Origin of the sequence: Rhodococcus erythropolis R138 (genome assembly GCF_000696675.2) — a bacterium.
Lineage (GTDB): Bacteria > Actinomycetota > Actinomycetes > Mycobacteriales > Mycobacteriaceae > Rhodococcus_F > Rhodococcus_F erythropolis.
This window is the reverse complement of record NZ_CP007255.1, coordinates 3,663,591-3,677,393: the sequence shown is the minus strand read 5'-3', so window position 1 is coordinate 3,677,393 and position 13,803 is coordinate 3,663,591. Positions and strand designations below refer to the sequence as shown.

Genomic DNA, 13,803 nt, shown 5'->3' with positions numbered 1-13,803 from the left:
TGAAGAACAGATGACAAGAAAAAGAGGAACTACACATGGCTCGCCTAGGGATCCGCACCACTGCAGCAGCAATGGGGGCGGCGGTTCTGCTGGTCACAGGATGTTCTTCCGGAGATGGCGGAGACGACCTCATCACGATCGATCCCGCTACTGCAGCGGTCTCACCGGCCACCACCAGCACCCCGGACGGCGTGGTTCACCCGTATTCAGGTCTGATCGATTCCATCACATTCGACCCGATCACGCGCAGCGCTGTTCTGGTTGCCAACGACCCACGATCGGTGCTGGTCGTTCCTTCGGACAGTTTGGCCGGCGCCGACCCCGCCTCCGCAGGTCGTCCGATAGCTCTGGATTCAGACGTACGCGACGTTTCGATCGGCTCCGACGGTAGCGCTCTGCTGGCGATGGATCGCCAGGTAGTGAAGCTGAATCTGACATCGGGTGAACAGACGTCCATACCGGTCGACGGCCAGGCGAACTCCGCGGTCGAGCTGACCGACGGCCGCATCGCGATCGGCACGGACAATGGTTCAGTTCACATCGTCGACCCGAAGACCGATCAGTCACAGACGGTTTCGGGGTTTGCATCCGTCGACGAACTTGCGGTGACCGGCGACAACCTGAGCGCCCTCGATCACCGTCAGACCTCGCTGACGGCGATCAATCTCGAAGACGGCAAACTCGGCGTCGCTCTTCGCGCCGGTGAGGGCGCAACTCATCTGGCCACCGATCGCTTCGGACGCATCCTTGTCACCGACACCACCGGCAACGAACTGCTCGTCTTCACGGCCGATCCGCTCCTGATGCACCAGCGCTACCCCGTCGGCGAGTCGCCATACGCCGTCGCCTACGACGAGACCGCGGATCGGGTGTGGGTGACACTGACCGCGACCAACGAAGTGGTCGGCTTCGATCTGTCGTCCGGCATCCCCGTGGAGACCGGACGGTTCAAGACGGTGCGACAGCCGAATTCGTTGGCCGTAGACTCTTCCAACGGCAATCTGATCGTCGGATCGGCAACCGGTGACGGGCTGCAGGTCATCCCGTCACGGGAGAACTGATGGAAAAGCGTACGCGCGGGATCCCCGCGCAGTGGGAGACGTCGGACGACAAGTTCGACTATGTGCCGCTCCGGCTACCGCCGAACGTTTCGCGGGTCACGGCGTCGATGCGCCTGGCGATCTCCGCCGAGTTCGGCGGGTGGGAACTCTCCCGAGTCCGTCTCTACCCCGACGGCAGTCGTCGCGTGCTCCTCAAGCGAAAGAAGACGCCGCTGCACGTGACCGATCCGGACGGCATTCAGCACTGATCGTTCAACAGACGACCAGAACCCGCCGCTATCGAAACCGCTGACAAAATCACACCATCGAAGAGCTGGAGAATCGTGTACCAACTGCTGCTGAGCCTGATGTTCCGGGTCCCACCGGAACGCATCCACCACATTGCCTTCACCGCGATGAAACTGGTGACACGGTTCGCTCCCCTTCGCTGGCTGGTCGCAAGAGTCCTTGTCGTCGAAGACCCGGTTCTGCGCAGTCAGGCTTTCGGTCTGACGTTCCCGGCACCTCTCGGCCTGGCCGCAGGATTCGACAAGGACGCCACCGGAGTCGACGCCTGGGGCCCGTTGGGCTTCGGTTTCGCCGAGGTCGGAACAGTGACAGCCCAAGCTCAGCCCGGTAATCCCGCGCCACGTCTCTTCCGACTTCCGGCCGACCGCGCTCTGATCAACCGAATGGGCTTCAACAACCACGGCGCTGGTCACGCGGCGAATTTCCTGCGACAGCGCCGCGTCACGGTGCCGATCGGTGCCAACATCGGCAAGACCAAGATCGTCGAAGCTGCCGACGCCGCTGCCGACTACACGGCCAGCGCCCAGCTTCTGGGTCCGCTGGCCGACTTCATGGTCGTGAATGTCAGCTCGCCGAACACACCCGGACTCCGTGATCTGCAGGCCGTCGAATCTCTGCGCCCGATCCTGCAGGCCGTGCTCGAAACCGTCAGCGTGCCGGTACTGGTGAAGATCGCGCCCGATCTCTCGGACGAGGACGTCGACGCTGTCGCCGATCTGGCAGTCGAACTCGGGCTTGCCGGAATCGTCGCGACCAACACCACGATCCGCCGCGACGGTTTGAAGACCCCGGATGCCGAGGTAGCTGCACTCGGCGCTGGCGGGCTGTCGGGTGCACCGGTGGCCGACCGCTCGCTCGAGGTGCTCCGGCGCCTGTACGCCCGAGTCGGCGACAAGCTGACCATCATCTCGGTCGGCGGTATCGAGACAGCCGACCAGGCGTGGGAACGCATCCTCGCCGGCGCGACGCTGGTGCAGGGGTACACCGGCTTCATCTACGGCGGACCGTTCTGGGCTCGCAGCATCCACAAGGGCATAGCCAAGCGCGTCCGCGCAGCCGGCTTCTCGTCGATCGCCCAGGCTGTGGGAGCTGAGAACCCTCGCTAGAAACTGCTGTGCGCCTTTATTAACCGCCCGCGGTTAATAAAGGCGCACAGCAAAGTGACTATTCGACCTCGAACGTCCCGGTCAGGGTTGCACGCGCAATCGCGTGATGGAACACGTTGAAACCGAGGAACGCCGGCGACGAGTCAGGGGTGACTCCGTCGAGCGTCTCCACGTCGAGGGCATGCACCGCCACGATGTAGCGATGCGGACCGTGCCCGGGAGGCGGGCCTGCGCCGATGAAACCGAACCCGCCACCGTCGTGGCGGAGGGTGACGGTTCCGGCGGGCAGGACATCGCTGTCCGCCGCGCCGGCACCGGCCGGGAGTTGGGTGACGGAAGCGGGGATGTTCGCCACGGCCCAGTGCCAGAATCCTGACGCCGTCGGTGCGTCCGGATCGAACACCGTCACCACGAAGCTCTTCGTCTCGGCCGGAAAGCCGGACCACGAGAGCTGCGGTGAGATGTCTTCGCCACCGGGAACTCCGAAGGCTCCACTGGCCTGAGCAAGCTTCAGCGGCTGGCCCGCAGTGATGTCGTCACTGGTCAGCTCGAAACTCGGCAACTTCGGCAATGGTTCGTACGGATCGTGCGCCATGCGAATCCTTTCTGTGACAAGAGAGCTCGATGTGCGTCGAGCTCACGGATCTATCTACGTGCTCGTCAGGAATTGAGCAGGAAATGTTCCAGAACACGTGTCCCGAACAGTAGTGCGTCCACCGGAACTCGCTCGTCGACGCCGTGGAACAGCGCACTGAAATCGAGCTCGGGCGGCAACTGCAACGGCGCGAAGCCGAAGCAGCGAATGCCCAGTTTCGCGAATGCCTTCGCGTCGGTTCCGCCGGAGAGCATGTACGGAACTGTGCGAGCCTCCGGATCATGGGCGAGGATCGCCTCGTTCATGGCGTCTACGAGGTGGCCGTCGAATGTTGTTTCGTACGAATCGAGCTTGGTGATCCACTCGCGGGTCACGTCGGGGCCGATCAGCTGGTCCACCGTGCGCTCGAATTCAGCCTGCCGTCCCGGCAGCACGCGGCAGTCGAAGACTGCCTCGGCAGTCTGCGGAATGACGTTCGCCTTGTATCCGGCCTTGAGCATCGTCGGGTTCGCCGTGTCACGGAAGGTCGCCCCGATGATGTTGGCGATCGTCCCCAACTTCGCGAGAGTCCCGTCGATGTCGGGTGATCCTGGATCGAAGTCCAATCCGGTCTCTTCGCCGACGGCGGTGAGGAACTCGGCAACCGAATCCGAGATCACGATCGGGAACTGATGAGCAGCGAGTCTCGAGACCGCGCCGGCGAGTGTCGCGACTGCGTTGTCGTCGTGGAGGAAGGAGCCGTGCCCGGCGCGTCCCTTGGCCGTCAGACGCATCCAACCGAGGCCCTTTTCCGCAGTCTCCACGAGGTAGAGCCTGCGGTCGGTTCCGTCCGGCCGCGGAACCGTCAGCGAGAAACCGCCCACCTCACCGACGGCTTCGGTCACTCCCTCGAACAGATCCGGGCGGTGCTCGACCAGCCACTGGCATCCGTACTTGCCGCCCGCTTCCTCGTCCGCCACGAAGGCGAACACCAGATCACGCGGCGGTACGACGCCTTCCGCCTTGAACTGCCTGGCGAGGGCCAAGATCATCCCGACCATGTCCTTCATATCCACGGCTCCGCGCCCCCAGACGTAACCGTCCTGGACGGTGCCGGCAAAGGGATGGACGCTCCAGTCGGCGGGCTCGGCCGGAACGACGTCGAGGTGACCGTGAAGCATCAATGCGCCTCGACCCGACTCAGCTCCCTTCAAGCGGGCAAAGACGTTCCCGCGTCCGGGTGCACCGGACTCGACGTATTCCGTCTCGTAGCCGACTTCTTGAAGCTGCGCGGCAACCCACTCCGCGCACGCACGCTCACCCTTGGTGGTTTCGAGTTCTCCCGTGTTCGAGGTGTCGAAGCGGATGAGAGAACTGACCAGTTCGACTACTTCTGCTTCGGCTCTGCTCGGATTCGGATTATTCGGGGTTGTGGTCATTCCACTTTCCTACCATCGAATCAAACGACGCGGGCGACCGGAATGCCCCGCAACCTGGCGATTTGGGGCAGCTCACCTAATCGGATATTCTTTCCCAGCACCGAGAAATCGGGGCCGAGTCCGAGTGGCGGAATGGCAGACGCGCTAGCTTGAGGTGCTAGTGTCCTATTAACGGACGTGGGGGTTCAAGTCCCCCCTCGGACACTCGAATACAGCAAAAAGACCCCAGCCTGATCAGGTTGGGGTCTTTTTGCTGTGCGCCTTTATTAACCCCCGGCGATTAATAAAGGCGCACAGCAGTGGGGCGATTTGGGACCTGGCGATGGCATCGGATACTCTTTCCCAGCACCGAGAAATCGGGGCCGAGTCCGAGTGGCGGAATGGCAGACGCGCTAGCTTGAGGTGCTAGTGTCCTATTAACGGACGTGGGGGTTCAAGTCCCCCCTCGGACACTCTGTGTTGAGACAGACAGGAAAAGCTCCGGTTCATCGAACCGGAGCTTTTCTCGTAATTGGCGAAGTTCCCGCACCAGGGAACAGTCCGCGCGAGCGGCGATCGAGATGGAACAGAAGTTCGAAGTGGATACAGACACCAAGAAGTCGGATGCACTGCAGGCAGATTCGCTGGAAACAGCCGATTCAGAATCTGCTCGAGCCGAACTCACCGGACTCGACCCCGCAGAACTCGAAATCTGCCTGAAGGTCCTTTCCGAAGCCGCCGAACTCGACGACGAGCATCCCGATTCGATCACCATGCAGCGCGCTGTCGGCCATCTGTTCAAGCGACTCAAGAAGAAGCGCCGCCTCGCCTCGCGCGCAGCCGTCAACGAAGCGGACCGCCAAGTAGTCGCCGCGACTGCCACAGGTTCACCCGATCGCATCGACGACGAGACCGCGGGCATTCCGATCAAGTCGAACACCGCCGGCGCTTCCGCCGGCACGCTCATCAAGGCGCGACCGTGCTACATCTGCAAGCAGCGCTACACCGCAGTCGACGCCTTCTACCACCAACTGTGCCCCGAGTGCGCTGCCACCAGCCGCAGCAAACGTGATGCGAGCACTGATCTGACCGGCCGACGCGCACTTCTGACCGGCGGCCGCGCGAAGATCGGTATGTACATCGCGCTGCGCCTGCTGCGTGACGGCGCACATCTGACCATCACGACGCGATTCCCCAACGACGCGATCCGCCGATTCAAGGCGATGGAAGACAGCAACGACTGGATTCACCGTCTGCGCATCGTCGGCATCGACCTCCGCGACCCCGCCCAGGTTGTTGCACTCGCGGATTCCGTTGCCGCACAGGGTCCGCTCGACATCCTCATCAACAACGCCGCGCAGACCGTCCGACGCTCCCCCGGTGCCTACGGCGCTCTGGTTGACGCCGAGTCCGGAGCACTGCCCGCCGGTGAACTCCCTGATGTCCTGACCTTCGGCAAGACGAGCGACGCCCACCCCGCGGCTCTGGCCGGATCGCTGTCGGACGTCGCAAGCATCACCTCCGGAAATCTGTCCGCCGACGCGGTCAGTTCGCTCGCACTCGTCGCCAAGTCGGCTTCACCCGATCGCATCGAGCAGGGCATCGCCATCGACGCCGGCGGGCTGCTGCCGGACCTCGCGCACACCAACAGTTGGGTCCAGACCGTCGAGGAGGTCGATCCGATCGAGCTTCTCGAAGTCCAGCTCTGCAACTCGGTCGCGCCCTTCATCCTCGTTTCACGCCTGCGCCCGTCGATGGCCGCGGCAGCTGCGCGACGCAAGTACGTCGTGAATGTCTCCGCCATGGAAGGCCAGTTCAGCCGCGCGTACAAGGGCCCTGGCCACCCGCACACCAACATGGCCAAGGCAGCACTGAACATGCTGACCCGCACCAGCTCCAAGGAAATGCTCGACGACGGCATCCTCATGACCGCCGTCGACACCGGCTGGATCACCGACGAACGCCCGCACTTCACCAAGATGCGGTTGGCCGACGAAGGTTTCCACGCGCCGCTCGACCTTGTCGACGGTGCAGCCCGCGTCTACGACCCAATCGTTCAGGGCGAGTTGGGCGTCGACCTGCACGGCTGCTTCCTCAAGGATTACAAACCCTCGCCGTGGTGATGGGCGGCACCCCGCAGTGGTGACAGGCAGCACCTAGGCGCCCCGATGTGGCGATCTCGTCACCGCCAAACCCCCGTGTCGAGTAGCTCAATTCAGGTAGGGCACAGCATTGCAGGCGATAATGGACTGCGAACCTGCTCACCGACTCGGAGGAACCATGACGATCGCCGTCGTACACAAGGACAGCCCGGAAGGCCGCGCCGCAATCGTGGCCGCCGCACGGGAATCCGTGGGTCGAAGCGAGGAACTGCTGGTTCTGCACGTCCTGGACGATGTCAACATCGGGGACACGGCCGACACCGGAGACACCGAGGACGATCGGGCCGCTCTTCGCGGCGAGATTCAGTCAGCGCTCGACGCCGGTGGATTCTCGGAGACGAAGTGGGATCTGCGCACCACCGAGCACGACGGCGATCCGGTGACCGCGCTCGTGAACCTGGTCCACGGCGCGGGTGTCGAGCTCCTGATCGTCGGAACACGCCGGATGTCCCCCATCGGCAAGTTCCTCCTCGAACGCCCGCTGCAGCGTCTCCTGCTCGAAGTGGAGGCTCCGATCCTCGTCGTCAAGGAACCCCTCCCCGCCGAGTGACCTCGGTCACATCACTTTCGAGTGCGCGTTTGTAGGCTGGCTCCATGACTGGAACCTCGCCCGCCCGAGAACTCGACATCATCGTCTACGGAGCGAGCGGCTTCGTCGGAAAGCTACTCGCCGACTACCTCGTCAAACACGCTCCCGAAGGCACGAAGATCGGCCTCGGTGGCCGCTCCCTCGAGAAGTTGGCAGCCACTCGCGCCGATCTGGGTACCGCCGCTGCCGATCTCCCCCTGATCATCGCCGACGCCGACGACGCCACCGCATTGAAAGCGCTCGCGCAGCGAACTCGGGTCGTCGCCACCACGGTCGGCCCGTACGCCAAGTACGGTCACACCCTTGTTCACGAATGCGCCTCCGCCGGAACTCATTACGTTGACCTCACCGGTGAGGTGCTGTTCCACCGCGAGAGCATCGACGCCAACCATGAGCTGGCGGTCTCGACCGGCGCAAAGATCGTCCATTCCTGCGGATTCGATTCCATCCCTTCCGATCTCGGAGTTCACGTCCTCCACGAGAAGGTCACTGCCGACGGCGCCGGTGAGCTCACCGACACAACGCTGGTGGTCACGGCGCTGCGCGGCGGAGTGAGCGGTGGCACGATCGATTCGCTTCGCAATCAGATCGACGTGTCGAAAGACGATGCGCGCCTAAGGAAACTCGCGGCCTCGCCGTATTCATTGAGCCCCGATCGTGACCGCGAGCCTGACCTCGGACGACAGAGCGACGTGAGCGTGGTCGACGGCAAGAAGATCGATCCTTCGTTGAAGGGTTGGAAGGCACCGTTCGTGATGGCGTCGTACAACACACGAGTCGTCCGTCGCAGCAATGCGCTACGAGAGTGGGCGTACGGCAAGAAGTTCAAGTACAGCGAGGTGATGAGCGTCGGCTCATCGGTGGTGTCACCGGTAATCGCGGGCGGTGTCGCAGTCGGCCTCGGCGCGCTGGTCGCCGGACTCGCTCTACCTCCGACGCGTTTCCTTCTCGACAAGGTATTGCCTGCGCCCGGCGAGGGCCCGAGCGAGAGCACCCAGAGGAAGGGGCACTTCACGCTCGATGTGTTCACCATGACCACGACCGGCGCTCGATACACCTCACGAGTGAAGGCGAAGGGCGACCCGGGATACAGCGCGACGGCGGTAATGCTCGGCGAATCTGCGTTGTCATTGGCGAAGGACCAACAGGATCTCCCCCCGGCCACCGGCGTTTTGACTCCATCGACAGCGCTCGGCGACGTCCTGGTCGAGCGTCTACGCAAGGCCGGTTTCGAGATTTCCGCGCGCAAACTCTAGACAGAACGAATTTCACTTGATCGTTTCAGCTCTTCGCGCCCGATTATCGCAGCTCAGGGCGCGGACAGCGGTGGGAATACTCCCAGGTAACATTGATGTTGGTTCATGGCATCCATATGTGGTGCTCCGCTTTCGGAAAAGTGAGGCTATTCATGACTGAGCGCGTTCAGGTCGGCAGTCTTCAGGTTGCCAAGGTTCTCTACGACTTCGTGGTCGAGGAGGCTCTTCCCGGCACCGGTGTAGACGCCGAGACGTTCTGGGCCGGCGCCGACAAGGTCATCACCGAGCTCGCACCGAAGAACCGCGATTTGCTTGCCAAGCGTGACGATCTCCAGGCTCAGATCGATCAGTGGCATCGCGATCATGCCGGCGCTCCCGTCGACGCTGCCGCATACAAGGCGTTCCTGCAGGAGATCGGCTACCTCTTGCCGACGCCTGCCGAGTTCTCGGTCACCACCGCGAACGTCGACACTGAGATCACCTCGACGGCCGGCCCGCAGTTGGTCGTGCCGATCCTCAACGCGCGCTTCGCTCTCAACGCGTCCAACGCCCGCTGGGGTTCGTTGTACGACGCGCTGTACGGCACCAACGCCATCTCGGAGGAGAACGGCGCCGAGAAGGGTTCCGGCTACAACAAGGTCCGAGGCGACAAGGTCATCGCCTGGGCGCGTGAATTCCTCGACGCGGCAGCACCTCTCGCGTCGGGGTCGCATGCAGATTCGACCAAGTACGTGATCGACGGCAGTGAACTGAAGATCACGTTGGCAGACGGTACGGTCACCACCCTCGCCCAGCCGGAGAAGTTCGTCGGCTACCTCGGCGAGAAGGACGCACCGACGAGCATCCTGCTGCTCAACAACGGATTGCACGCCGAGATCCAGATCGACGCGTCCTCCCCGATCGGCAGCACCGACGCCGCCGGTGTCAAGGACGTCGTTCTCGAATCGGCCGTCACCACCATCATGGACTTCGAGGACTCGGTCGCCGCTGTCGACGCCGACGACAAGGTTGTCGGTTACCGGAACTGGTTGGGCCTCAATCGCGGTGATCTGTCCGAGGAGATCAAGAAGGGCGCCAGTTCCTTCACTCGTACGCTCAACGGCGACCGTAAGTACACCGCCGTCGACGGCAGCGAACTCAGCCTGCACGGTCGTTCGCTCCTGTTCGTCCGCAACGTCGGTCACCTCATGACCAATCCCGCGATCCTCGATGCCGACGGCAACGAGGTCCCCGAGGGCATTCTCGACGCTTTGATCACCAGCACCTGTGCAGTGCACGGCCTCTCGATCAGTGACGCCAACGGCCCGCTCGACAACAGCCGCACCGGCTCGATCTACATCGTCAAGCCCAAGCAGCACGGCCCCGAGGAAGTTGCCTTCACCACCGAACTGTTCGGCCGCGTCGAGCAGGTCCTCGGGCTTCCCGAGAACACGCTCAAGGTCGGCATCATGGACGAGGAGCGTCGCACGACAGTCAACCTCGCTGCCTGCATCAAGGAAGCCGTCGACCGCGTCGTGTTCATCAACACCGGCTTCCTCGACCGCACCGGCGACGAGATCCACACCTCCATGGAAGCCGGCGCGATGGTGCGCAAGGCCGAGATGAAGAAGCAGAAGTGGATCGGTGCGTACGAGGACTGGAACGTCGACACCGGACTGGCCTGCGGACTGCAGGGCAAGGCGCAGATCGGCAAGGGCATGTGGGCCATGACCGAGCTGATGGCAGACATGCTCGAGCAGAAGATCGGCCACCCCAAGGCCGGCGCCAACACCGCGTGGGTTCCTTCGCCGACCGGCGCAACGCTGCACGCGACGCACTACCACCGCGTCGACGTGTTCGCTGTTCAGGACAGCCTGAAGGGCAAGCCGCGTGCGAGCGTCGACGACATCCTGACCATCCCGCTCGCTCCCAGCACCGACTGGACGGACGCGGAGAAGAAGGAAGAGCTCGACAACAACTGCCAGTCCATCCTCGGCTACGTCGTCCGCTGGATCGACGCGGGTGTCGGCTGCTCCAAGGTTCCCGACATCCACGATGTCGCGCTCATGGAGGACCGCGCCACCCTGCGCATCTCGAGCCAGCTGCTCGCCAACTGGCTGCGTCACGGCATCGTCAGCGAGAGCGACGTTGTCAGTGCACTCGAGCGCATGGCCCCGGTTGTCGACCGTCAGAACGAGGGCGACGCCGAGTACCGCAACATGGCACCTGATTTCGATTCCAACATCGCGTTCCAGGCTGCCAAGGAACTCATCCTCGAAGGCGCGAAGCAGCCCAGCGGATACACGGAGCCGATCCTGCATCGCCGCCGCCGCGAGTACAAGGCTGCCAACGCCTGATTTCACCTTCTTCGAACTCGAAGCTGAACCCGAACAGCCTCGGCACCGCTACCGGTGTCGAGGCTGTTCGCGTAGGCCCCGAAGATTCGTCACTAGACTGGCCGAGGACACAGTCCGTTCAGCAGACATTCTTCGAGTGACCAAGGTAGGGCAAGGTACGTGGGCGAACATCGCGGCGGGTCAGGCGCCAGAGGTATCAGCAAGGGGCCGATTCTCGTCGTCGTGCTGATCGTCTTGATCGTTGCAGGCTTCTTCGGGTGGAAGGCCCTCAGCAACCGGATCGACGATCAGGGCCAGCAGGCAGCAGGTACGTGCGTCGAAGGCAACAAGACACTCGACGTCACCGCGGATCCGTCCATCGCCCCACAGATCGAGGAACTGGCCAAGCGGTACACCCAGACCTCTCCGGTCGTGCGCGATCACTGCATCACCGTCGTGGTGCACGGTGCGCCGTCCGCGTCGGTCTCGACGGCACTCGAAGCCGGTCCGGCGGCATCCTGGGACGACGCAGCATTGGGACCGCGTCCCTCCCTGTGGATCCCGACGAGCTCGTTCGAACTCGCGCCGCTGGCGGGCAAGGCCGTGATCAACGGTGATCCTCGCTCGCTCGCGAGTTCCCCGATCGTTCTGGCAGCCGGCCCCGAGACCGCGGCAACATTGGTCGGCGCAGCATCGAGTTGGAAGTCATTGCCTTCCGATCTGACGGTCGCCCTGCCGGTCGGAAGCACCGAAACCTCGATGGCCGCACAGGCGATCGCTGCCGACGTCGCCGATGCGGGTGCCGGTCCGGTCACGACGGATCAGGCGAAGTCCGCGCAGGTCAACGCTGCGCTCAGTGCGCGGGCGTTGCAGTTCCAATCCTTACCGACTCCCCCCACGTCCACCGCCGAAGCCCTCGGAGCACTGAGCGCCGGAACACCGGATTCGGTGAAAGCCGTTCCGGCCACGGAACAGTCGATAGCGCAGAGCGCGAACGCAGCGATGACGACGTACTCCCCCGCCGGCGCAACGCCAGTCGCGGACTATCCGGCGGTCATCGTCTCGGGCAGCGGGATCGACGAAACCGCCTCGCGCGCAGCGGCACAGTTTGCCGATTTCATGCGTGAGCCGAATCAGTCACAGTTGTTCGTCGGCGCCGGTTTCCGGGTCGAGGGTCAAGATCTTCCCGATCTCGGTGCGGCGTCTCCGGCCAAGATCTCGTCCACGTTGAAACCGGCTTCGGCCGAAACCGCAGCTGCGCTCGGTGACATCGTCGCCAATCCGGTCTCTCCGCGTAGTGCCACCATCCTGATGGACACGTCAGCGTCGATGGGGACCGACGACGGTGGCACTACCCGCTTGGCGAACGTTGCCGCGGCAGTGAACACCCAATTGGGTCGCAGCCCTGACGCTTCGGACATCGGCCTTCGCGAGTTCAGCACGGGCACCGACGGAAAACCGTCCGAGCGCATCCTGGTTCCGGGCGGTTCACTGTCCGAGCCGAATCGGCGTGCCACCATCACCGATTTCCTCAACGGGCTTCGGGCCGGCGGAAAGACCTCCAAGTACCCGGCGCTTGCCAGCTCCTACAAAGCCGCCGTGGACGGTTTCGACGCGGGGCGAGTCAACTCGGTGCTGCTGATCACCTCGAGTACGCCTGACGAATCCACCACGACGCGAGCCGAACTGCTCAGCGCGATCGCCGCTGCGGGCAATCCGTCGCGTCCGGTACAGGTCGACGTGATCGTCGTCGGTGCGGGCGACGACGTCTCCACACTCCAAGACGTCTCGGATCGGACCGGCGGAACCTTGGTTCGCGTCGATTCGACGTCCGACCCCGCTCTCGCGGCCACAGTGACCAAGATGCTGTCCTGATGGGGCGCGTCGCGGTTTTTGCAGTCCTTCTCGCCCTTCTGACCTGGTTCCTGCACCGCCGACTCGTTCGCGCCACCGGCATCCCGAGGCGATGGGCTCGTCTTGCCGACACTGCGCTTGTCGTCTTGGCGGTCTCGACGCTCATCGGGGTCGGCAGCGGCGAAATCTTCCCGACGTCCTGGGCGCGACCGATCGGATTTCTCGGATGGGTCTGGCTGGCTTCGTGGCTGTACCTGATTCCCGGACTGCTCGTGATCGGCCTGTTTGCCGGGATCAGTCGACTACGTGCACGCCGCACGGATACCACGACCGAAGTCGACCCGGCCAAGCGTCGTACGTTGCAGTTGGCTACAGCAGCAGTCACTCTCGCGGCGATCGGCACCGCCGGCTACGGCGTCTACGAGGCGTCGGGCCCCAAGATTTCACGCGTCCGCGTGCCGCTTGCTCGCCTGCCCGAGGGCTTCAACGGATACCGGATCGCCTTGATCACCGACCTGCACGTTGGACCGGCCCGCGGGGTCGACTTCACCCGCAAGGTGGTCGAAATCGTCAACGCGCAGAATGTCGATCTGATCGCGATCGGCGGCGATCTCGTGGACGGCACCGTCGCAAAAGTTGCTCCCGATCTTGCTCCGCTCGCCGATCTTCAGGCGCCGGACGGAATCTTCGGAGTCAGCGGAAACCACGAGTTCTACGCGGACGACGGTGGCAAATGGCTCGACGTGTGGGAAACATTGGGGATCACCACACTTCGCAACAGTCGCGCCTCGATCCAGCATGACGGCGACACCATCGACATCGTGGGCATCCACGACTACACGTCGCCGGCCCCGTACGAGCCGAACCTTACTGCCGCGCTCGCAGGTCGCGATCCGAATACTTTCGCCTTGCTTCTCGCGCACGAACCGCGTCAGGCGATCGAGGCGTCCGAGATGGGTATCGATCTGCAGCTGTCCGGGCACACTCACGGCGGTCAGATGTGGCCGCTGAGGTATCTCGTTCCGCTGCAGCAGCCTTCGGTGCAAGGCTTGGACAAGGTCGGAAACACAGTGCTGTACACGACGCGTGGCGCCGGGGCTTGGGGCCCGCCGGTACGCGTCGGCGCACCGCCGGAGATCACCGTTCTCGAACTCGTACGCGAGAGGTGATGATCTCCGGC

11 protein-coding genes and 2 tRNA genes are annotated in these 13,803 nt (G+C 63.5%); 11 read left to right on the top strand and 2 right to left on the bottom strand.

Features of this window, described 5'->3' with window-relative positions; all coding sequences use genetic code 11:
- Positions 1-35: 35 nt before the first annotated feature.
- The 3 genes from H351_RS16910 (at position 36) to H351_RS16900 (ending at position 2,455) form a co-directional block, all read left to right on the top strand.
- Complete coding sequence (locus tag H351_RS16910) at positions 36-1,061, top strand: NHL repeat-containing protein (RefSeq protein ID WP_019748546.1); 1,026 nt, start codon at positions 36-38, stop codon at positions 1,059-1,061.
- Positions 1,061-1,309: a DUF5703 family protein gene (locus H351_RS16905; protein WP_003946171.1), complete on the top strand. Its 249-nt coding sequence runs from the start codon at positions 1,061-1,063 to the stop codon at positions 1,307-1,309. The genes H351_RS16910 and H351_RS16905 overlap by 1 nt, the downstream gene beginning before the upstream one ends.
- Before the next feature lie 75 nt (positions 1,310-1,384).
- Entirely contained in the window at positions 1,385-2,455 is a 1,071-nt protein-coding gene (locus H351_RS16900; RefSeq protein WP_029255409.1) for a quinone-dependent dihydroorotate dehydrogenase, read from the top strand.
- A gap of 58 nt (positions 2,456-2,513) precedes the next feature.
- On the opposite strand, the gene H351_RS16895 is transcribed toward H351_RS16900, so the two are convergent.
- Both H351_RS16895 and H351_RS16890 read right to left on the bottom strand, forming a co-directional pair.
- Positions 2,514-3,050 carry a YbhB/YbcL family Raf kinase inhibitor-like protein gene (locus H351_RS16895; protein WP_029255410.1) on the bottom strand — a complete coding sequence of 179 codons (537 nt, stop codon included), beginning with the start codon at positions 3,048-3,050 and terminating at the stop codon, positions 2,514-2,516.
- Positions 3,051-3,115: 65 nt separating this feature from the next.
- Positions 3,116-4,468, bottom strand: coding sequence for a M20/M25/M40 family metallo-hydrolase (locus tag H351_RS16890; protein ID WP_003946170.1), 1,353 nt, complete (start codon positions 4,466-4,468; stop codon positions 3,116-3,118).
- A 118-nt stretch (positions 4,469-4,586) separates the two neighbouring features.
- On the opposite strand from H351_RS16890, the gene H351_RS16885 reads away from it, so the two are divergent.
- The 8 genes from H351_RS16885 to H351_RS16850 all read left to right on the top strand — a co-directional run bounded on the left by H351_RS16885 (position 4,587) and on the right by H351_RS16850 (position 13,792).
- Positions 4,587-4,672 (top strand) — tRNA-Leu (locus H351_RS16885).
- A gap of 162 nt (positions 4,673-4,834) precedes the next feature.
- Positions 4,835-4,920, top strand: a tRNA-Leu gene (locus H351_RS16880).
- A 108-nt stretch (positions 4,921-5,028) separates the two neighbouring features.
- Complete coding sequence (locus tag H351_RS16875) at positions 5,029-6,570, top strand: SDR family NAD(P)-dependent oxidoreductase (RefSeq protein WP_003946151.1); 1,542 nt, start codon at positions 5,029-5,031, stop codon at positions 6,568-6,570.
- A gap of 157 nt (positions 6,571-6,727) precedes the next feature.
- Positions 6,728-7,159 carry a universal stress protein gene (locus tag H351_RS16870; protein ID WP_029255411.1) on the top strand — a complete coding sequence of 144 codons (432 nt, stop codon included), beginning with the start codon at positions 6,728-6,730 and terminating at the stop codon, positions 7,157-7,159.
- Positions 7,160-7,203: 44 nt separating this feature from the next.
- Entirely contained in the window at positions 7,204-8,454 is a 1,251-nt protein-coding gene (locus tag H351_RS16865; protein ID WP_029255412.1) for a saccharopine dehydrogenase family protein, read from the top strand.
- A 152-nt stretch (positions 8,455-8,606) separates the two neighbouring features.
- Entirely contained in the window at positions 8,607-10,790 is a 2,184-nt protein-coding gene (locus H351_RS16860; RefSeq protein WP_029255413.1) for a malate synthase G, read from the top strand.
- 159 nt (positions 10,791-10,949) lie between these two features.
- On the top strand, positions 10,950-12,644 hold the full coding sequence (locus tag H351_RS16855; protein WP_029255414.1) for a VWA domain-containing protein: 1,695 nt from the start codon (positions 10,950-10,952) through the stop codon (positions 12,642-12,644).
- Positions 12,644-13,792, top strand: a complete 1,149-nt coding sequence (locus H351_RS16850; protein ID WP_020907834.1) for a metallophosphoesterase — start codon at positions 12,644-12,646, stop codon at positions 13,790-13,792. The genes H351_RS16855 and H351_RS16850 overlap by 1 nt, the downstream gene beginning before the upstream one ends.
- The last annotated feature ends 11 nt before the right edge of the window (positions 13,793-13,803 follow it).